Below are 26662 nucleotides of genomic sequence, written 5' to 3' on the forward strand. Positions count from 1 at the left end.
CTCCCACAGACGGGCGCATACACTTGGGGTGGTGGCGGTGTTGCTCCATGCACCTTGTTGCTGAGAATAATTATAATTTGTAAGATCGCACGCTGACATCACTCGGTCCCGCGTTGCTGCCTGAAAGGGCTTTCTGGCATAGGCTGGCAGGACGATCTCAGGTAACGTCGTGGAACATTACTATCGCGAACTGGTGGGCTTCCTTTCCGCGCGCCTGGGCAATCGTCAGGCCGCCGAAGACGTGGCGCACGATGCCTACCTGCGGGTGCTGGAACGCACCGACGCCGAGCGCATCGAGCACCCGCGTGCCTTCCTTTACCGCACCGCGCTCAACCTGGTGGTCGACCGCCACCGGCGGCATCAGGTACGCCAGGCCGAGCCGCTGGAGGTGCTGGACAGCGACGAGCGCTGGCATACCCCGGCGCCGACCCACGACATGCAGCTCGACCAGCGCCTGGCAATGATGCAGCGCGCGCTGGATGAGCTGAGCAAGGTCTGCCGCGACTGCTTCCTGCTGCGCAAGCTCGAAGGCCTGTCACACCAGCAGATTGCCGAGCACCTGGGTATTTCCCGCAGCCTGGTGGAGAAGCACATCGTCAATGCCATGAAGCACTGCCGGGTGCGCATGCGCGAGTGGGAATCCTGATCGCCGGGTTGAATGCAGATGAAAATTCCGTCAGTCGATCACTTGATTTCCACGGTTTTCCAGACTTCTATCAAATAAGACCCCTGCCAGGCGTAGCCTTGGCAGCAGCCGTTACTGGCGCAGTATGGTCATGGAGCCTACCCATTACCCAACTGCCCAGGTCCCGCCATGGCCAACAAGACCCTGCGCATCCTCATCGCCGACGCACACCCCTGCCAGCGCCTGCAACTGGAGCGGCTGCTCAACGGCCTGGGCTACTACCGGATAGCGCCAGTGGACAGCTTCGAGGAGCTGCAGCGCCTGGTGCTGAGTGCCTTGCAGCCTTTCCACCTGCTGTTGGGCAATATCGAGCTGGCCAGCCATGTCGGGGTCGACCTGGCGCGCTTCTGTCGCGTCAGCACGCAGATCCAGCACGCCCTTCTTTATCACTCTACCCAGTTGCAAGTGCCCTTGGTGCCGCAGACCGAGCGCCAGGCCGTCAGCCTGAGCCTGCCCCAGGTGCCCGACAACGAGGCACTGGAGGCGTTCATGGCGATCATCGATACGCCGCTGCTGGTCGGCAAGCTGCCGCTGCCGGGCGCCATGCCGGCTGCCACGGTGCGGCCACGGCCGAAGGCCAATTTCGTCAACACCATGTTCAACCGCTAAAGCCGCAGCGGGCAGGGCAAGGGGGCAGCTATTTGCTATCCTCTTGCCCTTTGCCGATTTGCGGACCCTGCCATGACTGCCATCGATACCGCTCGCCCGCCCCGGTTCAGCCGCGGCGACCACCGGACCCTGGGACTGGCGGCGTTGGGCGGCGCGCTGGAAATCTACGATTTCATCATCTTCGTATTCTTTGCGCTGACCCTCAGCCAGCTGTTCTTCCCGCCCGAGATGCCCGAATGGCTGCGCCTGCTGCAAAGCTTCGGAATCTTCGTCACCGGCTACCTGGCGCGGCCGCTGGGCGGCATCCTGATGGCGCACTTCGCCGACCACCTGGGGCGCAAGCGGGTCTTCAGCCTGAGCATCCTGATGATGGCCCTGCCGTGCCTGTTGATCGGGGTGATGCCGACCTACGCCGACATCGGCTATGCCGCGCCGCTGATCCTGCTGGCACTGCGTATCCTGCAGGGCGCGGCGGTGGGTGGCGAGGTGCCGAGCGCTTGGACTTTCGTCGCCGAGCACGCGCCAGCCGGGCGGCGCGGTTATGCCTTGGGCTTCCTGCAGGCCGGCCTGACCTTTGGCTATCTGCTGGGGGCACTGACCGCGACCTTGCTGGCGCAAGTGTTCACCCAGCAGGAAATCCTCGACTACGCCTGGCGCTACCCGTTCCTGCTCGGCGGGGTATTCGGCGTGATCGGCGTGTGGCTGCGTCGTTGGCTCAGCGAAACACCGGTGTTCCTTGCCCTGCGCGCGCGCCAGGAGCAGCCGGTGAGCTTCCCGCTGCGGCGGGTGCTGGGCGAACACCGTCGGGCGTTGATCCCGGCGGCGCTGCTGACCTGCGTGCTGACTTCCGCCGTGGTGGTGCTGGTGGTGATTACCCCGACAGTGATGCAGCAGCGCTTCGGCATGAGTGCCGGGCACACCTTTGCCCTTAGCAGCGTGGGCATCGTCTTCCTCAACATCGGCTGCGTACTGGCCGGGCTGCTGGTCGACCGTGCAGGCGCCTGGCGCGCACTGATGTTCTACAGCCTGTTGCTGCCGGTGGGCATCGGCGCGTTGTATGCCAGCCTGGTGGGGCAGTGGGGCATGACCTGGCTGGCCTATGCGCTGGCGGGCCTGTCCTGCGGCGTGGTGGGCGTGGTGCCGTCAGTGATGGTCGGGTTGTTCCCGGCCGAGATCCGCGTGTCGGGCATCTCCTTTACCTATAACGTGGCCTACGCGCTTTGGGCCAGCACCACACCGCTGGCGCTGATTGCGCTGATGCCGTGGAGCCCGTGGGTGTGTGTCGGCTTTTGTCTGGTCATGGGCACGGTGGGTTTGCTGACGGCCTTGTATTTCGGGCGTCGGGAGCCATTGGCGTTTGTGGCAGAGCCGATGCCGATCATGTGCGGTGACAAATGAGCCGGTAACGGCCGTAGGGCATTGAGGCAGACTTCCGGGCGGGGGTTATTGGAATAACCTATTAGCCAAATTTAACCTGGAAGGTTAATTTCTCATGGAAAAGAGAACGCCTCATTGCCCGCTGGAGCGGGTAAAAGCCCTGGCTGCGGCAAGGCGCATCAGCCCTACGGGCGCTGCATTGAGAGGCGCCAAGGCGCTGGGAATGGATTTTCCGTGCATGCTTGAGGTGATCACCAGCTTGAAGCGCACTGATTTCTACAAGAGCATGACCAGCCATATCGATCATCGGGTTTGGCAGGACGTGTATCGCCCGCTTACAGCAATTGGGTACGTTTATCTGAAAGTGTCCGTGGTAGACGACGTGCTCATCGTGTCTTTCAAGGAGTTGTAATCATGAGATGTCCAATATGCGGCGGCTCGGAGCTTGCACCTGACATTCAGGGCATGCCCTATAGCTACAAAGGAGAGATGACCGTCATCCCTGACGTAAGTGGCGATTACTGTTCTGCATGTGGGGAATGTGTGCTGAGCCATGATGAAGCCATGCGTGTCAGTCACCTGATGACGGCATTCGAGCGCCAAGTCAACGCAACCGTTGTGGATCCTTCCTTTATTGCCTCCATACGCAGGAAGTTCGACCTCGACCAGCGTGAAGCGGGGGAAATTTTCGGTGGTGGGGTCAATGCGTTCTCCCGTTATGAAAACGGCAAGACCACGCCGCCAGTGGCGCTGGTGAAACTGCTCAAGCTGCTGGACCGACACCCTGAACTGTTCGAGGAAGTCAGGACTGCATAATACGATTGCCTTGCCCTGTCTCGTTTCCGGAATGACGCGGACTTTGTAGGAGCGGCCTTGTGTCGCGATGGGCTGCGCAGCAGCCCCGACGGTTTGCGCTGGAGCATAGGTCGTGGGGCTGCTGCGCAGCCCATAGCGACACGAGGTCGCTCCTACACGGGCCAGTACAGCCAGAACAGGTAAAACAAAAAGCCCCCGGCTCGTGAGAACGGGGGCTTTTCGTTAGCGCAGGGGCCTTACATGTTCGGGTAGTTCGGCCCGCCTGCGCCTTCAGGGGTGACCCAGGTGATGTTCTGGGCCGGGTCCTTGATGTCGCAGGTCTTGCAGTGCACGCAGTTCTGCGCGTTGATCTGGAAGCGCTTGCTGCCGTCTTCCTGAGTGACCACTTCGTACACGCCCGCCGGGCAGTAGCGCTGGGCCGGCTCGTCGTACAGCGGCAGGTTGCTGGCGATCGGCACGTTCGGGTCGGTCAGCTTCAGGTGGCAGGGTTGTTCCTCTTCGTGGTTGGTGCTGGAGAGGAATACCGAGCTGAGCTTGTCGAAGCTGAGCTTGCCGTCCGGTTTCGGGTAGTCGATCTTCTGCGACTCGGCCGCCAGCTTCAGGCAGGCGTAGTCCGGCTTGGTGTCGTGCAGGGTGAACGGCAGCTTGCCGCCGAACCAGTTCTGGTCCACATAGTTGAACGCAGCGCCCAGCAGCGGGCCGAACTTGTGCATGGCCGGGCCGAAGTTGCGGCTGGCGAACAGCTCCTCGTACAGCCAGCTGGCCTTGAAGGCGCTGACGTAACCGTTCAACTGGTCACCGCCTTCGCTGCCGGCGATCAGTGCGTCAGCCACCGCTTCGGCGGCGAGCATGCCGGACTTCATCGCGGTGTGGCTGCCCTTGATCTTGGCGAAGTTCAGGGTGCCCAGGTCGCAGCCGATCAGCGCGCCGCCGTTGAAGACCATCTTCGGCAGCGAGTTGAAGCCGCCCTTGCAGATGGCACGGGCACCGTAGCTGATGCGCTTGCCGCCTTCGAGATATTGCGCCATCACCGGGTGGTGCTTGAGGCGCTGGAATTCGTCGAACGGCGACAGGTACGGGTTGGCGTAGGACAGGTCGACGATCAGGCCGACCACCACCTGGTTGTTTTCCAGGTGATAGAGGAACGAACCACCGGTGTTGTCCTTGGCCATCACGTCCAGCGGCCAGCCGGCGGTGTGCACCACCAGGCCTTGCTCGTGCTTGGCCGGGTCGATTTCCCAGATTTCCTTCAGGCCGATGCCGTAGTGCTGCACATCGGCTTCGCTATCCAGGTTGAAGCGCTTGATCAGCTGCTTGCCGATGTGGCCACGGCAGCCTTCGGCGAACAGGGTGTACTTGCCACGCAGCTCCATGCCAGGGGTGTACATGCCGTCTTTCGGGTTGCCTTCGCGGTCGACGCCCATGTCGCCGGTGACAATGCCGCGCACCACGCCGTTTTCATCGAACAGCGCTTCCTGGGCGGCGAAGCCCGGGTAGACTTCCACGCCCAGGTTCTCGGCCTGCTGGGCCAGCCAGCGGCACAGGTTGCCCAGCGAGATGATGTAGTTGCCCTGGTTGTGCATGGTCTTGGGCACGAACAGGTCAGGCACCTTGGTCGAACTGCCGGCATCCTTGAGCACGTAGATGTCGTCACGCTTCACTTCGGTGTTCAGCGGCGCGCCGAGCTCTTTCCAGTCTGGGAACAGCTCGTTCAGGGCACGGGGTTCGAACACCGCGCCGGAGAGGATGTGGGCGCCGACTTCAGAGCCTTTTTCCACCACGCAGACGCTGATTTCGCTACCGGCTTCGGCGGCCTTCTGCTTCAGGCGGCAGGCGGCGGACAGGCCCGCCGGGCCGGCGCCGACGATGACCACGTCGAATTCCATGTATTCGCGTTCCACTGGTTCTCTCCTACTCATCAAGGCTCGTGCTGTTGCTTTGTCTTATGGGTGCGCGGGGCATTCGCAGCGGTTCTACGCAACGGCGGAACTGTAGCTGGGCAAATGACGGACTACACCGTTTTGTCTTGGCCGCGCATTATATCTACACCACTTGGCGGGTCCAATACAAACGTTTGTTTGAATTTGCCGCAGGCCAGTAAAATCACAGGAACGCGGCTGGAGGGTGACCGATTTGCCGTATTGACCGGATTGGGTGTTACGGTCAAGATACGAGCGGTTTTACGTTCGCCGTAGGCTTGCAGCCGGGCGCAGGTACACCTCTAAAGACCAGGTGTGGAGCAGGGTTTTGCGGCCTTGGGCCGGTTTGTAGTGGAGTTTACACGCCACGACAGAAAATGACCCGTGAGTATTTGTCGCAAGAGTCCGGACAAGACTGTTCGGTCACTGTGAAGTTACCGCCTCCCGGTACGTTTTTAGAGGTGCCCTTGTACCCACGCGCATCGCAGGGCTCTGCCCCTGGCGACTATCTATTCACCGGAGAGTAACGAGGAATCCATGAAGGTTCTTGTAGCTGTCAAACGAGTGGTCGACTACAACGTCAAGGTTCGCGTCAAGGCGGACAACTCCGGCGTCGACCTTGCTAACGTCAAGATGTCCATGAACCCCTTCTGCGAAATCGCCGTGGAAGAAGCCGTACGCCTGAAGGAAAAGGGCGTCGCGTCCGAGATCGTCGTCGTTTCCGTCGGCCCGACCACTGCCCAGGAGCAACTGCGTACCGCCCTGGCCCTGGGTGCCGACCGTGCCATCCTGGTCGAAGCCGCTGACGAACTGAATTCCCTGGCTGTGGCCAAGGCGCTGAAAGCCGTTGTCGACAAAGAGCAGCCTCAGCTGGTCATCCTCGGCAAGCAGGCCATCGACAGCGACAACAACCAGACCGGCCAGATGCTGGCTGCGCTGACCGGCTTCGCCCAGGGCACCTTCGCCTCCAAGGTGGAAGTGGCTGGCGACAAGCTGAACGTCACCCGTGAAATCGACGGCGGCCTGCAGACCGTTGCACTGAACCTGCCGGCCATCGTCACCACCGACCTGCGCCTGAACGAGCCACGCTACGCGTCGCTGCCGAACATCATGAAGGCCAAGAAGAAGCCGCTGGAGACCGTTACTCCAGACGCGCTGGGCGTTTCCCTCGCCTCCACCAACAAGACCCTGAAGGTTGAAGCCCCGGCTGCCCGCAGCGCTGGCATCAAGGTCAAATCGGTGGCCGAACTGGTCGAGAAGCTGAAGAACGAAGCGAAGGTAATCTAAATGACTATCCTGGTTGTCGCTGAATACGAAAACGGTGCCGTAGCCCCGGCCACCCTGAACACTGTTGCCGCTGCCGCCAAGATCGGTGGTGATGTGCACGTGCTGGTCGCAGGCCAGAACGTGGGCGGCGTTGCCGAGTCCGCAGCCAAGATCGCTGGCGTTGCCAAGGTGCTGGTTGCCGATAACGCTGCCTACGCCCACGCCCTGCCAGAAAACGTTGCGCCGCTGATCGTCGAGCTGGCCCAGGGCTACAGCCACGTGCTGGCCCCGGCCACCACCAACGGCAAGAACATCCTGCCGCGCGTTGCCGCGCTGCTGGACGTGGACCAGATCTCCGAGATCATCTCGGTCGAGTCCGCCGACACCTTCAAGCGCCCGATCTATGCCGGTAACGCCATTGCCACCGTGCAATCGAGCGCTGCCATCAAGGTCATCACCGTGCGTACCACCGGCTTCGACGCCGTGGCCGCCGAAGGTGGTTCGGCTGCCATCGAAGCCGTTGGCGCTGCGCACAACGCCGGCATCTCGGCCTTCGTTGGTGAAGAGCTGGCCAAGTCCGACCGCCCAGAGCTGACCGCTGCCAAGATCGTCGTTTCCGGCGGCCGTGGCATGGGCAACGGTGACAACTTCAAGCACCTGTACAGCCTGGCCGACAAGCTCGGCGCTGCCGTCGGTGCCTCGCGCGCCGCGGTCGACGCCGGCTTCGTGCCGAACGACATGCAGGTCGGCCAGACCGGCAAGATCGTTGCGCCACAGCTGTACATCGCCGTCGGTATCTCCGGCGCGATCCAGCACCTGGCCGGCATGAAGGACTCCAAGGTGATCGTGGCGATCAACAAGGACGAAGAAGCGCCGATCTTCCAGGTAGCCGACTACGGCCTGGTCGCTGACCTGTTCGAAGCGGTTCCGGAGCTGGAAAAGCTGGTCTGATCCGCTTGCTTCACTTATAAAGAACCCGGCCCTCGTACAGGGGGCCGGGTTTTTTTGTGGTCAGTTCCGACCCAATCGCCGGCAAGCCAGCTCCCACAGGTACAGCGCAGTTCTCAAGGGCGTTGCTGTAACGGTGGGAGCTGGCTTGCCGAAAGCAATACAAGGAGTGAGCAATGGTGCTGCGTAAAGCAGGCAGGGTGCTGGCTTGCATGGCGGTGCTGGTTTCGCCGCTGGCCATGGCGGCAGGCAAGTGCGAACGCCTGGTGGCAACCGGCAGCCCTGATGCGCCGCCCTATTCGTGGCAGGACCCGAACGACCCGAAACACCTGATCGGCGCCAACGTCGATCTGCTGCGCCAGGTGGCTGGCGAGCTGGGCGTGAAGGTGGAGGTGCTGAGCGCCGGTCGTCGTGACCAGGCGCTGGAAGAAGTACGTAGCGGGCGCATGGACCTGCTGCTCGACACCCCCATGCAGGTGGAGCAACTGACTGCGCTGGACTACATCCACCCACCCCTGCAGCTCAACGAATACCTGGTGTGGACGCGTCACGACGCCACGCTGGCATTCGAGGGCCCGGCGGACCTGGCCCAGTACCAGGGCAGTTTGTCCGAGCGTGCGCGGCTGACCCCGGCCTTTACCGCTTTCGCCAAGGCGCAGCTGAAACTGGTGCCGGCACAGAACCTGACCCAGGCATTCCAGAAGCTGGTGCTCGGCCAGGTGGATTATGTGCTCGCTGGCCGCTATTCGGGCATGGCCATGGCCCAGAGCCTGGGCATGAGCAATGACCTGATCGCCCGCGGCCTGCCGGTGGATCGGCCGGGCCTGTACCTGGCCCTGTCGCACAATTCGGCTTGCAATGACAGCTGGTTGCGTGGGCAATTGGCGAAAAAACTGACAGAATTGCCGATCTCCGGAGCATCCGAGGCCGTGCTGCAACGTAATGTCGAGCGCTGGAAAGCGCAGCTGCAGGTGCCGTCGGACGCCCCCAAACACTAGGAAGATTGCGTGAGAACCCAACCACTAATCCTTGCCCTGGCCGTGCTCGGCCTGGCTGGCTGCGCCAACGATCCGGCCCCTAACGAGCAGATGCGCATTTCCGAACAGGCACTGGAGCAGGCCAGGGCCGTCGGTGCCACCGAGCAGGTCGATGCGCTCAAGCTGGCTGAAGACAAGCTGGCCCGGGCCAAGGCCAACATGCTCACCGAAGACTACCGCGATGCGCGCATGCGTGCCGAGCAGGCCGAACTGGATGCGCGCCTGGCCGAGGCCCAGGTTCTGAACCAGAAGAGTGAAGAGCAGCTGCAACTGCTGCAGTCGCGGGTTCAGCGCCTGCGCAAGCAGTTGGAGGTGCAGCCATGATCCGTCGTGTGCCATTGGCCGCGCTGGCAGTGCTGGCGCTGGCGGCCGGTTTGCAAGGTTGCGCCAGCCAGCGCAGCAGCGCAGCGCTGGATGATGCCACTGCAGCTTTCCAGAAGGTCAAGGATGATTCCAATGTGTTGCGCAGCGCGCCGCGTGACGTGATTCGCGCAGGCGAGTCGCTGGCCCGTGCCGAGCGCCTGTCCAGCTACATCGGCACCGGTGCCGACGTGCGCCATTACGCCTACCTGAGCCAGCGCTACAGCGAAATTGCCAGCGAGCATGCCAAGCTGGCGCTGAACCAGGAACGCCAGGCCAAGCTCGACCTGGAGCGCCAGCGCCTGCAGCTGGCCCTGCGCGAGGCCAAGCTGGCCAGTGTTCAGCAGCAGGGCAAGTGGGTCGAGTCGCAGATCGCCGCGCTGGCCTCGGAGCAGGCCGACCGAGGTCTGGTGATGACCCTGGGGGACGTGCTGTTCGACACCGGCCGGGCCGACCTGAAGAATTCGGCCAGCCGTACCGTGCTCAAGCTGGTGCAGTTCCTCCAGCTCAACCCGCGCCGGGTGGTGCGGATCGAGGGCTATACCGACAGCACCGGCCCGGCGGAGGACAACCTGAAGCTGTCGCGTGATCGGGCGCAGGCCGTGGCCGACATGCTGGTAGACCTGGGCATCGACGAGAAGCGCCTGCAGGTCGAGGGCTATGGCGACCAGTACCCGATCGAGGCCAATGCCTCGGAGCGGGGCAGGGCGCAGAACCGTCGGGTGGAGATCGTGTTCTCCGATGACAAGGGCAAGCTGGCGCCAGCACGCTGACTGCTTGGCGGCGCGGGGGATGGCACCGGCTTTGCCGGTGTTCGCGGCTAAAGCCGCTCCCACAGGTACAGTGTTAACTTCAAGGTATGCACAGTACCTGTAGGAGCGGCCTTGTGTCGCGAAAGGGGCGCAAAGCGCCCCCGGCTTTTCGTCGGCATACCCAGGCTTGATCGTTTCCATGGCTGTCACGCAACTGTATTGTTGACTATCCTGCGATCTGTCCCAGTACACTTTGCAACTGTTACGGTATCCTCTACCGTCAGTGAGCGACACAAGAACAACGAGCCCGTCCGCGCGTCGAGAGCCAGCCATGACCAACCTGCTGTTGTACCAGCGTATCGCCCAGCAACTGGCCGATGACATCCGTCGTGGTGTCTACCAGCCAGGCGAGCGGGTACCCTCCGTGCGCAAGATGAGCGCCCAGCTCAATGTCAGCCATGCCACGGTGCTGCAGGCCTATGCCAATCTCGAAGACCAGGGGCTGATCCGTGCGCGGCCGCAGTCCGGCTACTACGTGCACCAGACCCCGGCCCTGACCGCGCAGACCCCGGACATCGCCCGGGTCGAGCGCCCCGGCCTGGTCACCCGCGCCAGTATCATCCAGCAGGTACTGACCGAGGCGCGCCGTGATGGCGTGTTCCCGTTCGGCGCCGCGGTGCCGCACGTCGACTACCTGCCGGTCCGTGCCTTGCACCAGCAGATTGCCAAGGTCACACGCTTCCACAGCCCGCGTGCCTTCAGCTACATGTTCAGCCCCGGTTTCGAGCCGCTGCGCCGGCAGATCGCCATTCGCATGCGTGATGCCGGTGTGCTGGTCGACCCGCGTGAAGTGATCGTGACCCATGGCTGTGTCGATGCGCTGCAGATGTCGCTGCGCGTGCTGACCCGCCCCGGCGACCTGATCGCCGCCGAATCGCCCACCTATTACGGGCTGCTGCAACTGGCCGACCTGCTGGGCCTGAAGGTGATCGAGATCCCCAGCGACCCGTCCACTGGTATCAGCCTCGAAGCGCTGCAGCTGGCGGCCAACCAGTGGTCGATCAAGGCCCTGGTTCTGACTGCGCGCCTCAGCAACCCGCTGGGTGGCACTGTCCCGGAAGAGCGGCAGAAGCAGTTGCTGCGCCTGGCGTCGGACTTCGATATCCAGATCGTCGAGGATGACATCTATGGCGAGCTGATGTTCGAGCAGGGCAAGACCAAGGCGCTCAAGGCATTCGACCGGCTGGACCGGGTGATCTATTGCTCGAGTTTTTCCAAGACCCTGTCCCCCGGCGTGCGCGTTGGCTGGATGATCGCCGGGCGCTATCAGGACGAGATCCAGCGCCTGCAAACCTTCACCACCCACTCGGCCTGCAGCGTGACGCAGATGGGTGTGGCGGCCTACCTGGAAAATGGCGGCTACGACCGGCACCTGCGTTACATCCGCCAGGAGTACCGCAAGAACCTCAGTGCCTACCAGCTGGCGGTGCAGCAGCACTTCCCCGAGGGTACCCAGATGACCCGGCCGACGGGCGGTTTCATCCTGTGGGTGAGCCTGCCGGGGCGGGTCAATACCCAGGAGCTGCATGTGCGCGCGCTGGAGCAGGGCATCAGTATTGCGCCGGGGCTGATCTTCAGCAACACCGAGCAGTTCAACCACTGTATCCGGCTTAATTGCGGTATACCCTGGAACAAGGAAGCCGAGCGCGCGGTGATCACGCTCGGTTTGCTGGCCCAGCAATTGTGCCGGGAGCCAGCAGCGGCACTTTTGTAGGCTTGCCACGCGCCCGTGGAACAGGGAGCATACGCACTTTTCCTGCCAGTCTGTCTATTTGCCATGAATGCTTTGCGCCGTTTTGCCCTGATCTTGTGCCTTGTACCGCTCGGCAGTCTGGCTGGTGTTGCCCAGGCTGCGCAGCCGGCAGGCCAGGCGCAGGCGGCGCCGGTGCAGAAAGCCAAGCCGGTGCAGAAAGCCGCAGCCAGGCCAGCGCACAAGCAGCCTGCAAAAAAAGCCGGTAACAGCAAGGCCAGGCCGGCGCGCAAGCAGGTGAGCAAGGAGGTTGCCAAGCCGCTACCCAAGGCGAAGCTGGACCTCAGCCTGCCGGCCGATATGGTCGATGACCTTGAGCCGAATGTGGGCAGCCCTTCGCCGATACAGCGACGCAAGCCTTTGCTGCCACCCATGTTCACTGAAAAGCCGGAGGCCAGCGATAGCCCGTTCCAGCTCAATGGCCGGTTGATCAGCAACGAAATGCAGCTGCAGCTGCGCAATGACAGCCGTCGCGACGTGGAAGGGGCGGCCATCGATTTCGAGTACCGCCAGTAGCAGGTGAACTGACTGCCGGGTCACGGCAGATTTCATCATGCCAGCAATTTCAAACGCCTGTTTGAGCGGTTACTATCCAGGGACGTTCGTCCCGTTTTGTTCCAGGGAGTCCTGATTTTGGTGAATAGCCATGAATTGCCGTGAGGGCTGTGGTGCCTGCTGCATCGCCCCGTCCATCACCTCTGCGATGCCGCGCATGCCCAATGGCAAGCCGGCTGGCGAGCGCTGCCTGCACCTGACCGTCGACAACCTCTGCGACCTGTTCGGCAAGCCCGAGCGGCCGGCAGTGTGTGGCGGTTTCAAGGCGGATGTGGAGGTATGCGGCAGTGATCGTGACGAGGCCATCAGGATTCTTGGTTGGTGGGAGCAGATGACGGCGGCGTGACAGGCTGGATCTTCGACAACAAGGATAAACATGATGAGATCGTTCAAGCGTATTGCTCTGCTGTGTGGCATGGGTGTTCTGCTGTCGCCCGCGGCCTGGGCCGAAAACTGGCAGGTGGCCAAGGACGAGGAGGGGATCAAGGTTTCCCTCAGTGAAGTGGCCGGTTCCAAGTACAAGGCCTATCAAGGCGTCACCGTGATCAAGGCGCCGCTGGCCAAGGTGCAGGCGTTGCAGGAGGACGTGGTCGGGGCTTGTGCATGGATTCACGAATGCAAGTCGCAGAAGCTGCTCAAGCACGAAGGTGACCAGAGCTGGACCTACACCCAGTTCAATACGCCATGGCCGGTCACGCCGCGGGACTCGGTATTGCATGTGACCACGGTGAAGGGGGCTGATGGCAGCCTGGTGCGCAACCTGAAGGAAGAGCCGACCTACGTCCCGGAAGAGAAGGGCTTTGTGCGGGTGGCGAAGGTCGAAGGCTTCTGGAGGCTGGTGCCCAAGGGTGACAGCACGGAAGTGACCTATCAGGTGCACACCGAGCCGGGTGGTAGCGTGCCGGCGATGGTGGCCAACAAGTTCGTGGTGGATGCGCCGTTCAATACCCTGAAAGGGTTGCGAGAGCGGGCTGAGAAAAACTGAGGCATTGTGTCACTTGTGCCGGCCTCTTCGCGGGTAAACCCGCTCCCACAGGTATCCCGCAAACTTTCGGGCCTGTGGGGTCCCTGTGGGAGCGGGTTTACCCGCGAAGAGGCCAGCACAGGACGAATAAAAAAGGCTGCCCGAGGGCAGCCTTTTTGCGTTCGGCTATGGAAGCTTACTTGCGGTCCTGCAGCGCAACGATGTCGCGCTTCTGCTCGCCGGTGTACAGCTGGCGCGGGCGGCCGATCTTGTACGGGCTGGAGAGCATTTCTTTCCAGTGCGAGATCCAGCCCACGGTACGGGCCAGGGCGAAGATCACGGTGAACATGCTGGTCGGAATGCCGATCGCCTTGAGGATGATCCCCGAGTAGAAGTCGACGTTCGGGTACAGCGAGCGCTCGATGAAGTACGGATCGGTCAGGGCGATCTCTTCCAGGCGCATGGCCAGTTCCAGCTGCGGGTCGTTCTTGATGCCCAGCTCGCGCAGGACTTCGTCGCAGGTCTGCTTCATCACGGTGGCGCGCGGGTCGCGGTTCTTGTACACGCGGTGACCGAAGCCCATGAGCTTGAACGGGTCGTTCTTGTCCTTGGCCTTGGCGATGAACTTGTCGATGTTCGAGACATCGCCGATTTCATCGAGCATGGTCAGTACCGCTTCGTTCGCACCGCCGTGGGCCGGGCCCCACAGTGCGGCGATACCGGCGGCGATACAGGCGAACGGGTTGGCACCCGACGAACCGGCCAGACGAACGGTAGAGGTGGAGGCGTTCTGCTCGTGGTCGGCGTGGAGGATGAAGATCCGGTCCATCGCCTTGGCCAGCACCGGGCTGATCGGTTTGATCTCGCACGGGGTGTTGAACATCATGTGCAGGAAGTTTTCCGCGTACGACAGGTCGTTGCGCGGGTACATCATCGGCTGGCCCATGGAGTACTTGTAAACCATCGCGGCCAGGGTCGGCATCTTGGCGACCAGGCGCACCGCGGAAATTTCGCGGTGTTGCGGGTTATTGATGTCCAGGGAGTCGTGATAGAACGCCGACAGGGCGCCGACCACGCCGCACATCACCGCCATCGGGTGGGCGTCGCGGCGGAAGCCGTTGAAGAAGGACTTCAGCTGCTCGTGAACCATGGTGTGGTTCTTCACGGTGCTGACGAACTGGGCCTTCTGCTCGGCATTCGGCAGTTCGCCGTTGAGCAGCAGGTAGCAGGTTTCGAGGTAGTCGGACTTTTCGGCGAGCTGCTCGATCGGGTAGCCGCGGTGCAGCAGGATACCTTTGTCGCCGTCAATGTAGGTGATCTTCGACTCGCACGAGGCAGTCGCCATGAAACCAGGGTCGAAGGTGAAGTGACCAGTGGCCCCCAACCCGCGGACGTCGATTACATCAGGACCAACGGTGCCGGTTAAAATGGGCAGCTCGACGGGGGCAGCGCCCTCGATGACCAACTGCGCTTTTTTGTCAGCCATGTGGCCTCCTATTAATGCTTGAAATCATCAGACAGACCCCCCACGCAGGGCCCGCACCACTATAGAGGGATAAATTCAGATGTCAATTTGCCTAAAGGCTTGTTGAAACAGGCATTGAGGCCTGATTTTTCGCGAAATTCTCGCCCATTTACGCCTTTTGTGCGTTAAAGGCAATGCGCTATTTGGGCTACCCCGTCACGTTGTCATAAGCAGCCTAACTGTCTATACTCGCAACCCGACCGCCAGGGGCTTGCAAGCCCGAACTGCTGGGGGTCGCCGTTCCCTGGGTGGTGGGTACCTGACCAGTACACTTACCAACAACTTTGCCCTGATTCGCTAGGGGCTCTTCAGTGTGAAAAAAGCCGTGAAAAGCCAACGACCTGTAAACCTAGACCTAAGGACCATCAAGCTCCCCGTCACTGCGTACACGTCCATCCTGCATCGTATCTCCGGCGTCATCCTGTTCCTTGGCCTTGCCATCATGCTTTATGCACTGGGCAAGTCGCTGGGTTCCGAGGAAGGCTTTGGTGAGGTGAAGGCGTGTCTGACCAGCCCGCTGGCCAAATTCGTGACCTGGGGCCTGCTATCCGCCCTGCTTTATCACCTCGTGGCAGGTGTACGTCACCTGATCATGGACATGGGCATCGGTGAGACGCTGGAAGGCGGCAAGCTGGGCTCGAAAATCGTGATCGTCATCTCCGTGGTGCTGATCGTTCTGGTGGGAGTTTGGGTATGGTAACCAATGTCACGAACCTGTCGCGTTCGGGCCTCTATGACTGGATGGCGCAGCGCGTTTCTGCGGTCGTTCTCGCGGCTTACTTCCTCTTCCTGATCGGCTACGTGGTCGCCCACCCAGGCATCGACTACACCCAGTGGCATGGTCTGTTCTCCAACAACGCGATGCGGATCTTCAGTCTGCTGGCCCTCGTTGCCCTGGGCGCTCACGCCTGGGTCGGCATGTGGACCATTGCAACCGACTACCTGACGCCAATGTCGTTCGGCAAGTCGGCAACTGCGATTCGTTTCCTGTTCCAGGCGGTATGCGGCGTTGCGATGTTCGCTTACTTCGTCTGGGGTGTGCAGATTCTCTGGGGTATCTGATCCATGGCTAGCATTCCAACCATTTCCTTCGACGCCATCATCATCGGTGGCGGCGGCGCCGGCATGCGCGCAGCGCTGCAGCTGGCTCAAGGCGGCCACAAGACTGCCGTGGTCACCAAGGTCTTCCCGACCCGTTCGCACACTGTATCCGCCCAGGGCGGCATCACCTGCGCCATCGCTTCGGCCGACCCGAACGACGACTGGCGCTGGCACATGTACGATACCGTCAAAGGCTCCGACTACATCGGTGACCAGGACGCTATCGAATACATGTGTCAGGAAGGCCCGGCTGCGGTCTTCGAGCTGGACCACATGGGCCTGCCGTTCTCGCGTACCGAAACCGGCCGCATCTACCAGCGTCCGTTCGGTGGCCAGTCCAAGGACTTCGGTAAAGGTGGCCAGGCCGCCCGTACCTGTGCTGCTTCCGACCGTACCGGTCACGCGCTGCTGCACACCCTGTACCAGGGCAACCTGAAGGCAGGCACTACCTTCCTCAACGAGTACTACGCTGTTGACCTGGTGAAGAACCAGGACGGCGCGTTCGTCGGTGTGATCGCAATCTGCATCGAAACCGGCGAAACCATGTACATCAAGTCCAAGGCCACCGTTCTGGCCACTGGCGGTGCCGGTCGTATCTACGCCTCCACCACCAACGCCCTGATCAACACCGGTGACGGTATCGGCATGGCGCTGCGTGCAGGCGTGCCGGTGCAGGACATCGAGATGTGGCAGTTCCACCCGACCGGCATCGCCGGCGCCGGTGTACTGGTTACCGAAGGTTGCCGCGGTGAAGGTGGCTACCTGATCAACGCCCACGGCGAGCGCTTCATGGAGCGTTACGCGCCGAACGCGAAAGACCTGGCCGGCCGCGACGTGGTTGCCCGTTCCATGGTCAAGGAAATCATCGCCGGCAACGGCGTGGGCCCGAACAAGGACCACGTGCTGCTGAAGCTGGACCACCTGGGCGAGGAAGTGCTGCACAGCCGCCTGCCAGGTATCTGCGAGCTGTCCAAGACCTTCGCCCACGTCGACCCAGTCGTCGCGCCGGTCCCGGTCGTACCGACCTGCCACTACATGATGGGCGGCGTTGCCACCAATATTCATGGCCAGGCCATCACCATGGACGCCGAAGGCAAGGACCAAATCATCCCGGGTCTGTTCGCAGTGGGTGAAGTGGCGTGCGTATCGGTCCACGGTGCCAACCGCCTGGGCGGCAACTCGCTGCTCGACCTGGTGGTATTCGGTCGTGCCGCTGGCCTGCACCTGGAAAAATCGCTGTCCGACGGCGTGGAATACCGCGACGCCAGCGACACCGATATCGATGTTGCCCTGAACCGCCTGAACAAGCTCAACGAGCGTACCACTGGCGAAGACGTTGCCAGCCTCAAGCGCGAGCTGCAGAGCTGCATGCAGAACTACTTCGGTGTATTCCGTACTGGCGAATACATGCAGAAGGGTATCGAGCAGCTGGCCGGCCTGCGTGACCGTATCGCCAACGTCAAGATCAACGACAAGTCCCAGGCCTTCAACACCGCGCGTATCGAAGCGCTGGAGCTGCAGAACCTGCTGGAAGTCGCCGAAGCTACCGCCATCGCGGCCGAAGCCCGTAAAGAGTCCCGCGGCGCCCACGCCCGTGAAGACTTCGAAGACCGTGACGACGAAAACTGGCTGTGCCACACCCTGTACTACCCGGGTGAGAAGCGCGTTGCCAAGCGCGGCGTCAACTTTGCGCCGAAGACTGTTCCAGCCTTCGAACCAAAAGTCCGGACTTACTAAGGGTGGCTGCTATGTTGAAAGTCGAAGTTTATCGTTACAACCCGGACACCGACTCGGCGCCCAAAATGGAGTCGTTCGACGTCGATACCGGCGGCAAGGACCTGATGGTTCTCGATGTATTGGCGCTGATCAAGGAAAAGGACGAAGGTTTCTCGTACCGTCGCTCCTGCCGTGAAGGCGTTTGCGGTTCCGACGGCATGAACATGAACGGCAAGAACGGCCTGGCCTGCATCACCCCGCTGTCGGCGGTGGTGAAGGGCAACAAGCTGGTTCTGCGCCCGCTGCCGGGTCTGCCGGTCATTCGTGACCTGGTCGTCGACATGAGCATCTTCTACAAGCAGTACGAGAAGGTGAAGCCGTTCCTGCAGAACGACACTCCTGCGCCGGCCATCGAGCGTCTGCAGTCGCCGGAAGACCGCGACAAGCTGGACGGCCTGTACGAGTGCATCCTGTGCGCTTGCTGCTCGACTTCCTGCCCATCGTTCTGGTGGAACCCGGACAAGTTCCTGGGCCCGGCCGCACTGCTGCAAGCCTATCGCTTCCTGGCCGACAGCCGTGACACCAAGACCCAGGAGCGCCTGGCGTCCCTGGATGACCCGTTCAGCGTATTCCGCTGCCGCGGGATCATGAACTGCGTCAACGTTTGCCCGAAAGGTCTGAACCCGACCAAGGCAATCGGCCACGTACGTAACATGCTGCTGCAAAGCGGCACCTGATACAAAGTGTTGTACCTGCAGTAAGCCGAGGTGCGGGTGGTGAGCCCGCACTGAGGTAAAACCCGAACAAGGGCCCACAAAGCCCGCGTTCATTACCTATGAAGATATGAGACCAGCAGGGGCTTTCCGGGCTGGTACCCGGAAAATCAGCAGGATCCAAGTGGCGTGGTTCAGTCGCTGTATTCGGACTTTTCCAGGTTTGCTGTGGCTCTCGCCGATCAGTCCCCTAACCGAGGGTGACCAAGCATGCAAGAAAGCGTGATGCAGCGCATGTGGGAAAGCGCCCACCTTTCAGGTGGTAACGCTGCATATGTGGAAGAGCTTTATGAGCTCTACCTGCACGACCCTAACGCTGTGCCAGAAGAGTGGCGCACCTACTTCCAGAAGTTGCCCGCCGACGGCAGCACCGCTACCGATGTATCGCACTCGACAATCCGCGACCATTTCGTACTGCTGGCAAAGAACCAGCGCCGCGCCCAACCGGTATCCGCCGGGAGCGTGAGCAGTGAACACGAGAAGAAGCAGGTTGAAGTTCTGCGACTGATCCAGGCCTATCGTATGCGCGGCCATCAGGCTGCCAAGCTCGACCCGTTGGGGTTGTGGCAGCGTCCTGCGCCCGTAGACCTGTCGATCAATCACTACGGCTTGACCAATGCCGATCTTGATACGACCTTCCGTGCCGGCGACCTGTTCATCGGCAAAGAGGAGGCGAGCCTACGCGAGATCTTCGAGGCGCTCCAGAAGACATATTGTCGCACCATTGGCGCCGAGTTCACCCACATCGTCGATTCCGAGCAGCGCAGCTGGTTCCAGCAGCGCCTGGAAAGCGTGCGCGGCCGTCCGGAGTTTTCCGCTGACGTGCAGGCCCACCTGCTCGAGCGCGTGACCGCCGGTGAAGGCCTTGAGAAATACCTGGGCACCAAGTACCCGGGCACCAAGCGTTTCGGCCTCGAGGGCGGCGAAAGCCTGATCCCGATGCTGGACGAGATGATCCAGCGTTCCGGTTCCTACGGCACCAAGGAAGTCGTGATCGGCATGGCCCACCGTGGCCGCCTGAACGTTCTGGTCAACACCTTCGGCAAGAACCCGCGCGAGCTGTTCGACGAGTTCGAAGGCAAGAAGATGAACGAGCTGGGCTCCGGTGACGTGAAGTATCACCAGGGCTTCTCCTCGAACGTGATGACCCCGGGTGGCGAAGTGCACCTGGCCATGGCGTTCAACCCGTCCCACCTGGAAATCGTCTCGCCAGTGGTCGAGGGTTCGGTGCGCGCCCGTCAGGACCGCCGCAACGACACCGTTGGCGACAAGGTACTGCCGATCTCGATCCACGGCGACGCAGCATTCGCCGGCCAGGGCGTGGTCATGGAAACCTTCCAGATGTCGCAGACCCGCGGTTTCAAGACCGGCGGTACCGTGCACATCGTGATCAACAACCAGGTTGGTTTCACCATCAGCAACCCGCTGGACGCGCGCTCCACCGAGTACGCCACCGACGTTGCCAAGATGATCCAGGCGCCGATCCTGCACGTGAACGGGGACGACCCGGAAGCCGTGCTGTTCGTGACCCAGCTGGCCATCGACTACCGCATGCAGTTCAAGCGTGACGTGGTCATCGACCTGGTCTGCTACCGCCGCCGCGGCCACAACGAGGCCGACGAGCCGAACGGCACCCAGCCTTTGATGTACCAGCAGATCAGCAAGCAGCGCACCACGCGTGAACTGTACGCTGAGGCGCTGATCCAGGCCGGCCGCATCGATTCCGAGCGCGCCCAGGCCAAGATCGACGAGTACCGCAACGCGCTGGACAACGGCCTGCACGTGGTGAAGAGCCTGGTCAAGGAGCCGAACCGCGAGCTGTTCGTCGACTGGCGTCCGTACCTGGGCCATGCCTGGACCGCGCGTCACGACACCCGCTTCGACCTCAAGACCCTGCAGGAACTGTCGGCCAAGCTGCTGGAGATCCCGGAAGGTTTCGTCGTCCAGCGCCAGGTCGCCAAGATCTACGAAGACCGTCAGAAGATGCAGGCCGGTGGCTTGCCGATCAACTGGGGTTATGCAGAGACCATGGCCTACGCCACCCTGCAGTTCGAAGGTCACCCGATCCGCATGACCGGCCAGGACATCGGCCGTGGCACCTTCTCGCACCGTCACGCGGTGCTGCACAACCAGAAGGACGCCAGCACCTACGTACCGCTGAAGAACCTGTTCCCGGGCCAGCCTCAGTTCGAACTGTACGACTCCTTCCTGTCGGAAGAAGCGGTACTGGCCTTCGAATACGGCTACTCGACCACCACGCCGAACGCGCTGGTGATCTGGGAAGCCCAGTTCGGTGACTTCGCCAACGGTGCGCAAGTGGTGATCGACCAGTTCATCACCAGCGGCGAGCACAAGTGGGGCCGTCTGTGCGGTCTGACCATGCTGCTGCCACACGGTTATGAAGGGCAGGGCCCGGAGCACTCCTCTGCGCGCCTGGAGCGTTACCTGCAGCTGTGCGCCGAGCACAACATCCAGGTCTGCGTACCGACCACCCCGGCCCAGATCTACCACCTGCTGCGTCGCCAGGTCATCCGTCCGCTGCGCAAGCCGCTGATCGTGCTGACGCCGAAGTCGCTGCTGCGCCACAAACTGGCCATCTCGACCCTGGAAGACCTGGCAGAAGGCTCGTTCCAGACCGTGATCCCGGAAATCGACAGCCTCGATCCGGCCAAGGTCGAACGCCTGGTCCTGTGCGGCGGCAAGGTTTACTACGACCTGCTGGAAAAACGCCGTGCCGAAGGCCGCGACGACATCGCCATCGTGCGTATCGAGCAGCTGTATCCGTTCCCTGAGGACGACCTGGTCGAAATCCTGGCGCCTTACACCAACCTCAAGCATGCGGTCTGGTGTCAGGAAGAGCCGATGAACCAGGGCGCCTGGTACAGCAGCCAGCACCACATGCGCCGTATCCTGGGTCGCCACAACAAGGCACTGGTCCTGGAATACGCCGGCCGCGACGCTTCCGCCGCGCCAGCCTGTGGTTACGCATCGAAGCACGCCGAACAGCAGGAAAAACTGCTGCAAGACGCCTTCACTGTTTAATGCCTTCGCGCACCTGAAACCGAATTTAAGGAAACACAGATAATGGCTATCGAGATCAAAGCCCCAACCTTCCCGGAATCGGTTGCCGATGGCACCGTTGCCACCTGGCACAAGCAGCCGGGCGATGCCGTCAAGCGTGACGAGCTGATCGTCGACATCGAGACCGACAAGGTCGTCCTGGAAGTACTGGCCACCGCCGACGGCGTGCTGGGTGCCATCGTCAAGGGCGAGGGCGACACCGTCCTGTCCGACGAAGTACTGGGTTCGATCGTTGAAGGCGGTGCTGCCGCTGCTGCACCAGCTGCCGCCCCGGCCGCTGCAGCCCCGGCTGCCGCTGCTGCCGACGCTGGCGAAGAAGACCCGGTTGCCGCCCCGGCCGCGCGCAAGCTGGCTGAAGAGAACGGCATCGACCTGGCTACCGTTGCCGGCACCGGCAAAGGTGGTCGCATCACCAAGGAAGACGTCGTCGCTGCCGTCGCCAACAAGAAGTCGGCGCCTGCTGCAGCTGCCAAGCCTGCCGCCGCTGCCGCTGCTGCCCCGGTTGTCGTTGCCGCTGGCGACCGCACCGAGAAGCGCGTGCCGATGACCCGCCTGCGCGCCAAGATCGCCGAGCGTCTGGTCGAAGCCCAGTCGAGCATGGCCATGCTGACCACCTTCAACGAAGTCGACATGACCGAAGTCATGGCCCTGCGTTCGAAGTACAAGGACCTGTTCGAGAAGACCCACAATGGCGTACGCCTGGGCTTCATGTCGTTCTTCGTCAAGGCCGCCACCGAAGCCCTGAAGCGCTTCCCGGCTGTCAACGCCTCGATCGACGGCAACGACATCGTCTACCACGGCTACGCCGACGTCGGCGTTGCCGTGTCCAGCGACCGTGGCCTGGTGGTACCGGTACTGCGTAACGCCGAGTCGATGAGCCTGGCGGAAATCGAGAACGGCATCGCCACCTTCGGCAAGAAGGCCCGTGACGGCAAGCTGGCCATCGAAGAGATGACCGGCGGCACCTTCACCATCACCAACGGTGGTACCTTCGGTTCGATGATGTCGACCCCGATCGTCAACCCGCCGCAGGCCGCCATTCTCGGTATGCACAACATCATCCAGCGCCCTATGGCCATCAATGGCCAGGTGGTGATTCGCCCGATGATGTACCTGGCGCTGTCGTACGATCACCGCCTGATCGACGGCAAGGAAGCGGTAACCTTCCTGGTCACCATCAAGAACCTGCTGGAAGATCCGTCTCGCCTGCTGCTGGACATCTAACCCTCTGGCTGCGTACCGTGCCGGCCCTGGCTTCGCAGGAAGCCATGCCGCGCGGTCCGCGGCTTGTAGCTTGTAGCTGATAAGGAATCTTTTATGACCCAGAAATTCGACGTAGTGGTGATTGGTGCAGGTCCTGGCGGCTATGTGGCTGCCATCAAGGCCGCACAACTTGGTCTGAAGACTGCCTGTATCGAGAAGTACACCGACGCCGAGGGCAAGCTGGCCCTGGGCGGCACCTGCCTGAACGTAGGTTGCATTCCTTCCAAGGCGCTGCTGGACAGCTCCTGGAAGTACAAGGAAGCCAAAGAGAGCTTCAACGTCCACGGTATCTCCACTGGTGAAGTGAAGATGGACGTCGCCGCGATGGTTGGCCGCAAGGCTGGCATCGTCAAGAACCTGACCGGTGGCGTTGCCACCCTGTTCAAGGCCAACGGCGTTACTTCGATCCAGGGCCACGGCAAGCTGCTGGCCGGCAAGAAAGTCGAAGTCACCAAGGCTGACGGCACCACCGAAGTCATCGAAGCCGAGAACGTGATCCTGGCTTCCGGCTCGCGCCCGATCGACATTCCGCCGGCTCCGGTCGACCAGAACGTCATCGTCGACTCCACCGGCGCCCTGGAATTCCAGGCCGTGCCGAAGCGCCTGGGCGTTATCGGTGCTGGCGTGATCGGCCTGGAGCTGGGCTCGGTATGGGCTCGCCTGGGTGCTGAAGTCACCGTTCTGGAAGCCCTGGACACCTTCCTGATGGCTGCCGACACCGCCGTGTCGAAAGAAGCCCAGAAGACCCTGACCAAGCAAGGCCTGGACATCAAGCTGGGCGCGCGCGTCACCGGCTCGAAAGTCAACGGCAACGAAGTCGAAGTGACCTACACCGACGCCAACGGCGAGCAGAAGATCACCTTCGACAAGCTGATCGTCGCGGTCGGCCGTCGCCCGGTGACCACTGATCTGCTGGCCGCCGACAGCGGCGTGACCATCGACGAGCGTGGCTACATCTTCGTCGACGACTACTGCGCTACCAGCGTGCCGGGCGTGTATGCCATCGGTGACGTGGTACGCGGCATGATGCTGGCCCACAAGGCCTCGGAAGAGGGCATCATGGTGGTTGAGCGCATCAAGGGCCACAAGGCCCAGATGAACTACGACCTGATCCCGTCGGTCATCTACACCCACCCGGAAATCGCGTGGGTCGGCAAGACCGAACAGGCCTTGAAGGCCGAGGGCGTTGAGGTTAACGTGGGCACCTTCCCGTTCGCGGCCAGCGGCCGTGCGATGGCTGCCAACGACACCGGTGGTTTCGTCAAGGTCATCGCCGATGCCAAGACCGACCGCGTCCTGGGTGTACACGTGATTGGCCCATCGGCTGCCGAACTGGTGCAGCAGGGCGCAATCGCAATGGAATTCGGCACCAGTGCCGAGGATCTGGGCATGATGGTCTTCAGCCATCCGACCCTGTCCGAAGCGTTGCATGAAGCAGCGCTGGCAGTGAATGGCGGCGCCATTCACGTGGCCAACCGTAAGAAGCGTTAATTATAAGAAACCACGGCGGGCTGCCCGTCGTGAGTCTTGCGTGCATGACTCACCGCGGAAAGTCCGCCGGACCGGATCACACGGGAAAACCCGGGGTCAACGGTCACAGGTGGTGCGGCGCCAGTGATGGCGCAGCGCCGAAGCGCAGTACCTAACGAAGACGGTAAAAAGCATGAATCTTCACGAGTATCAGGGTAAGCAGCTGTTCGCTGAATACGGCCTGCCAGTTTCCAAGGGTTTCGCTGTCGATACCCCTGAGCAAGCTGCAGAAGCCTGCGACAAGATCGGCGGGAACGAGTGGGTGGTAAAAGCCCAGGTTCACGCGGGTGGTCGCGGTAAAGCGGGCGGCGTCAAGCTGGTTCGCAGCAAAGAAGACGCCAAGGCGTTCGCTGCACAGTGGTTGGGCAAGAATCTGGTCACCTACCAGACCGATGCCAACGGTCAACCCGTCTCCAAGATTCTGGTCGAATCCTGCACTGACATCGCCAAAGAGCTGTATCTGGGCGCTGTAGTCGATCGTTCGAGCCGCCGTATCGTGTTCATGGCTTCCACCGAAGGTGGCGTGGACATCGAGAAAGTCGCTCACGAAACGCCTGAGAAGATCCTCAAGGCCACCATCGACCCGCTGGTCGGCGCTCAGCCGTTCCAGGGTCGCGAGCTGGCATTCCAGCTGGGCCTGGAAGGCAAGCAAGTTCAACAGTTCGCCAAGATCTTCGTTGGTCTGGCCAAGCTGTTCAAGGATCACGACCTGGCCCTGCTGGAAGTGAACCCGCTGGTGATCAAGGCCGACGGCGACCTGCACTGCCTCGATGCCAAGATCAACATCGACGCCAACGCCATGTACCGTCAGCCTAAGCTGAAAACCTTCCACGACCCGTCGCAGGACGACGCCCGTGAAGCCCACGCTGCCAAGTTCGAACTGAACTACGTTGCCCTCGAAGGCAACATCGGCTGCATGGTCAACGGTGCTGGCCTGGCCATGGGTACCATGGACATCGTCAACCTGCACGGCGGCAAGCCGGCCAACTTCCTCGACGTTGGCGGTGGTGCTACCAAAGAGCGCGTTACCGAAGCGTTCAAGATCATTCTGTCCGACAGCAATGTCGCGGCCGTTCTGGTCAACATCTTCGGCGGCATCGTTCGCTGCGACATGATTGCCGAAGGCATCATCGGTGCAGTGAAAGAAGTCGGCGTGAAAGTTCCGGTCGTCGTTCGCCTTGAAGGCAACAACGCCGAACTGGGCGCTAAAGTACTGGCAGAAAGCGGTTTGAACATCATTGCGGCAACCAGCCTGACCGACGCTGCTCAACAAGTTGTCAAAGCTGCGGAGGGCAAGTAATGAGCGTCCTGATCAATAAAGACACCAAAGTCATCTGCCAGGGCTTCACCGGCTCGCAGGGTACTTTCCACTCCGAACAGGCCATCGCCTACGGCACCAAGATGGTCGGCGGCGTAACCCCAGGCAAGGGTGGCACCACCCACCTGGGCCTGCCAGTGTTCAACACTGTGAAAGAAGCTGTGGAAGCTACCGGCGCTGACGCTTCGGTCATCTACGTTCCGGCTCCTTTCTGCAAGGACTCGATCCTGGAAGCTGCCTTCGGCGGCATCAAGCTGATCGTGTGCATCACCGAAGGCATTCCTACCCTGGACATGCTGGATGCCAAGGTCAAGTGCGACGAGCTGGGCGTGACCCTGATCGGCCCTAACTGCCCAGGTGTCATCACCCCGGGCGAGTGCAAGATCGGCATCATGCCAGGCCACATCCACCTGCCAGGCAAGGTCGGTATCGTTTCGCGTTCCGGCACCCTGACCTACGAAGCTGTGAAGCAGACCACCGACGCCGGCTTCGGCCAGTCGACCTGCGTCGGCATCGGCGGTGACCCGATCCCGGGCTCCAACTTCATCGACATCCTGAAGCTGTTCCAGGAAGACCCGAAGACCGAAGCGATCGTCATGATCGGCGAGATCGGCGGTTCGGCTGAAGAAGAAGCTGCGGCCTACATCAAGGCCAACGTCACCAAGCCTGTCGTTTCCTACATCGCTGGTGTTACCGCACCTGCGGGCAAGCGCATGGGCCACGCTGGCGCCATCATCTCCGGCGGCAAGGGCACTGCGGACGAGAAGTTCGCCGCCCTGCAGGACGCTGGTGTGAAGACCGTGCGTTCCCTGGCTGACATCGGCAAGGCCCTGGCCGAGCTGACTGGCTGGGAAGTCAAAAAGTAATACTGCTACACCCCCCACGCGCACAGAGGCCACCTTCGGGTGGCCTTTGTCGTTTCTGGGGGGGGGTATTCCTGTGCCGGCCTCTTCGCGGGCTTGCCTGCTCCCACAGGAGATCTCCACATTCCGGGCCTGTGGTGATCCCCTGTGGGAGCGGGCAAGCCCGCGAAGAGGCCGGTACAGGCAACATGGATTTTTCGATGAGTTTGATAGGAATTTTCACGCAGACGAATGTTTCAATCCGAGGATAATTCTCGCTGTCCTCGGTCGCACAGACGACAAACATGTACGCACATCGGACAAGCAGCACTGTGCCAGTGCGTTTGACTGACAAAACAGTTACATTACGCGTTCACTCTGTGCCCGTACCCCAAAAGGGAACGACACGCTAAAC

25 protein-coding genes are annotated in these 26662 nt (G+C 61.7%); 23 read left to right on the top strand and 2 right to left on the bottom strand.

All coding sequences use genetic code 11. The features are described 5' to 3' along the window. Window positions 1–169: 169 nt before the first annotated feature. From ABIB24_RS08140 to ABIB24_RS08160, 5 genes are all read left to right on the top strand, one after another. A complete protein-coding gene (locus ABIB24_RS08140) occupies window positions 170–646 on the top strand; it encodes a sigma-70 family RNA polymerase sigma factor (RefSeq protein ID WP_075045852.1) in 477 nt (158 codons plus the stop codon). A gap of 168 nt (window positions 647–814) precedes the next feature. Continuing rightward, window positions 815–1294 (top strand): histidine kinase, encoded by a 480-nt coding sequence (locus tag ABIB24_RS08145; protein WP_075045851.1) that lies wholly within the window; start codon window positions 815–817, stop codon window positions 1292–1294. A gap of 72 nt (window positions 1295–1366) precedes the next feature. Next, the gene (locus ABIB24_RS08150) at window positions 1367–2692 is read left to right on the top strand and encodes an MFS transporter (RefSeq protein WP_274078365.1); all 1326 of its coding nucleotides are present in this window, start codon (window positions 1367–1369) and stop codon (window positions 2690–2692) included. A 94-nt stretch (window positions 2693–2786) separates the two neighbouring features. Continuing rightward, window positions 2787–3083 (top strand): type II toxin-antitoxin system MqsR family toxin, encoded by a 297-nt coding sequence (locus ABIB24_RS08155; RefSeq protein WP_137164465.1) that lies wholly within the window; start codon window positions 2787–2789, stop codon window positions 3081–3083. A 2-nt stretch (window positions 3084–3085) separates the two neighbouring features. Beyond that, a complete protein-coding gene (locus tag ABIB24_RS08160) occupies window positions 3086–3487 on the top strand; it encodes a type II TA system antitoxin MqsA family protein (protein ID WP_137164464.1) in 402 nt (133 codons plus the stop codon). 236 nt (window positions 3488–3723) lie between these two features. Here the strand turns inward: ABIB24_RS08160 and ABIB24_RS08165 are convergent, their stop codons facing one another. Beyond that, window positions 3724–5406, bottom strand: coding sequence for an electron transfer flavoprotein-ubiquinone oxidoreductase (locus ABIB24_RS08165; RefSeq protein ID WP_075045849.1), 1683 nt, complete (start codon window positions 5404–5406; stop codon window positions 3724–3726). A gap of 537 nt (window positions 5407–5943) precedes the next feature. Here ABIB24_RS08165 and ABIB24_RS08170 point away from each other — a divergent pair. The 9 genes from ABIB24_RS08170 to ABIB24_RS08210 all read left to right on the top strand — a co-directional run bounded on the left by ABIB24_RS08170 (window position 5944) and on the right by ABIB24_RS08210 (window position 13119). After that, the gene (locus tag ABIB24_RS08170; protein WP_025339979.1) at window positions 5944–6693 is read left to right on the top strand and encodes an electron transfer flavoprotein subunit beta/FixA family protein; all 750 of its coding nucleotides are present in this window, start codon (window positions 5944–5946) and stop codon (window positions 6691–6693) included. Then, a complete protein-coding gene (locus tag ABIB24_RS08175; protein WP_025339978.1) occupies window positions 6694–7623 on the top strand; it encodes an electron transfer flavoprotein subunit alpha/FixB family protein in 930 nt (309 codons plus the stop codon). Between the two features lie 173 nt (window positions 7624–7796). Further along, window positions 7797–8618: a substrate-binding periplasmic protein gene (locus ABIB24_RS08180; RefSeq protein ID WP_075045848.1), complete on the top strand. Its 822-nt coding sequence runs from the start codon at window positions 7797–7799 to the stop codon at window positions 8616–8618. 9 nt (window positions 8619–8627) lie between these two features. After that, on the top strand, window positions 8628–8981 hold the full coding sequence (locus ABIB24_RS08185; RefSeq protein ID WP_023661849.1) for a DUF4398 domain-containing protein: 354 nt from the start codon (window positions 8628–8630) through the stop codon (window positions 8979–8981). Beyond that, window positions 8978–9790 (top strand): OmpA family protein, encoded by an 813-nt coding sequence (locus ABIB24_RS08190; RefSeq protein ID WP_085614447.1) that lies wholly within the window; start codon window positions 8978–8980, stop codon window positions 9788–9790. The genes ABIB24_RS08185 and ABIB24_RS08190 overlap by 4 nt, the downstream gene beginning before the upstream one ends. Before the next feature lie 310 nt (window positions 9791–10100). Continuing rightward, window positions 10101–11543 (top strand): aminotransferase-like domain-containing protein, encoded by a 1443-nt coding sequence (locus tag ABIB24_RS08195; RefSeq protein ID WP_025339975.1) that lies wholly within the window; start codon window positions 10101–10103, stop codon window positions 11541–11543. Window positions 11544–11606: 63 nt separating this feature from the next. Then, on the top strand, window positions 11607–12095 hold the full coding sequence (locus tag ABIB24_RS08200; RefSeq protein WP_075045847.1) for a hypothetical protein: 489 nt from the start codon (window positions 11607–11609) through the stop codon (window positions 12093–12095). Window positions 12096–12225: 130 nt separating this feature from the next. After that, the gene (locus ABIB24_RS08205) at window positions 12226–12480 is read left to right on the top strand and encodes a YkgJ family cysteine cluster protein (RefSeq protein WP_025339973.1); all 255 of its coding nucleotides are present in this window, start codon (window positions 12226–12228) and stop codon (window positions 12478–12480) included. Between the two features lie 33 nt (window positions 12481–12513). After that, window positions 12514–13119, top strand: a complete 606-nt coding sequence (locus tag ABIB24_RS08210) for an START domain-containing protein (protein WP_137164836.1) — start codon at window positions 12514–12516, stop codon at window positions 13117–13119. A gap of 175 nt (window positions 13120–13294) precedes the next feature. Here the strand turns inward: ABIB24_RS08210 and gltA are convergent, their stop codons facing one another. Then, window positions 13295–14584 carry a citrate synthase gene (gltA, locus tag ABIB24_RS08215; RefSeq protein WP_013973445.1) on the bottom strand — a complete coding sequence of 430 codons (1290 nt, stop codon included), beginning with the start codon at window positions 14582–14584 and terminating at the stop codon, window positions 13295–13297. A 352-nt stretch (window positions 14585–14936) separates the two neighbouring features. Here gltA and sdhC point away from each other — a divergent pair, with 352 nt between their 5' ends. The 9 genes from sdhC to sucD all read left to right on the top strand — a co-directional run bounded on the left by sdhC (window position 14937) and on the right by sucD (window position 26271). Next, on the top strand, window positions 14937–15323 hold the full coding sequence (sdhC, locus tag ABIB24_RS08220) for a succinate dehydrogenase, cytochrome b556 subunit (protein WP_012315350.1): 387 nt from the start codon (window positions 14937–14939) through the stop codon (window positions 15321–15323). Further along, window positions 15317–15685, top strand: a complete 369-nt coding sequence (sdhD, locus tag ABIB24_RS08225) for a succinate dehydrogenase, hydrophobic membrane anchor protein (RefSeq protein ID WP_003254214.1) — start codon at window positions 15317–15319, stop codon at window positions 15683–15685. The genes sdhC and sdhD overlap by 7 nt, the downstream gene beginning before the upstream one ends. A gap of 3 nt (window positions 15686–15688) precedes the next feature. Further along, window positions 15689–17461: a succinate dehydrogenase flavoprotein subunit gene (sdhA, locus tag ABIB24_RS08230; protein WP_286919042.1), complete on the top strand. Its 1773-nt coding sequence runs from the start codon at window positions 15689–15691 to the stop codon at window positions 17459–17461. Between the two features lie 11 nt (window positions 17462–17472). Next, entirely contained in the window at window positions 17473–18177 is a 705-nt protein-coding gene (locus tag ABIB24_RS08235) for a succinate dehydrogenase iron-sulfur subunit (RefSeq protein WP_016711649.1), read from the top strand. 246 nt (window positions 18178–18423) lie between these two features. Next, on the top strand, window positions 18424–21255 hold the full coding sequence (locus tag ABIB24_RS08240; protein ID WP_274078361.1) for a 2-oxoglutarate dehydrogenase E1 component: 2832 nt from the start codon (window positions 18424–18426) through the stop codon (window positions 21253–21255). A 42-nt stretch (window positions 21256–21297) separates the two neighbouring features. Continuing rightward, window positions 21298–22518, top strand: a complete 1221-nt coding sequence (gene odhB, locus ABIB24_RS08245; RefSeq protein WP_025339969.1) for a 2-oxoglutarate dehydrogenase complex dihydrolipoyllysine-residue succinyltransferase — start codon at window positions 21298–21300, stop codon at window positions 22516–22518. Between the two features lie 93 nt (window positions 22519–22611). Continuing rightward, on the top strand, window positions 22612–24048 hold the full coding sequence (gene lpdA, locus ABIB24_RS08250; protein WP_013973439.1) for a dihydrolipoyl dehydrogenase: 1437 nt from the start codon (window positions 22612–22614) through the stop codon (window positions 24046–24048). Window positions 24049–24220: 172 nt separating this feature from the next. Continuing rightward, window positions 24221–25387 (top strand): ADP-forming succinate--CoA ligase subunit beta, encoded by a 1167-nt coding sequence (sucC, locus tag ABIB24_RS08255; protein ID WP_003254205.1) that lies wholly within the window; start codon window positions 24221–24223, stop codon window positions 25385–25387. Continuing rightward, complete coding sequence (sucD, locus tag ABIB24_RS08260) at window positions 25387–26271, top strand: succinate--CoA ligase subunit alpha (protein ID WP_004376004.1); 885 nt, start codon at window positions 25387–25389, stop codon at window positions 26269–26271. The genes sucC and sucD overlap by 1 nt, the downstream gene beginning before the upstream one ends. Window positions 26272–26662 lie beyond the last annotated feature (391 nt).

This window comes from Pseudomonas sp. UYEF17 (assembly GCF_040546125.1).
GTDB classification, from domain to species: domain Bacteria; phylum Pseudomonadota; class Gammaproteobacteria; order Pseudomonadales; family Pseudomonadaceae; genus Aquipseudomonas; species Aquipseudomonas putida_Z.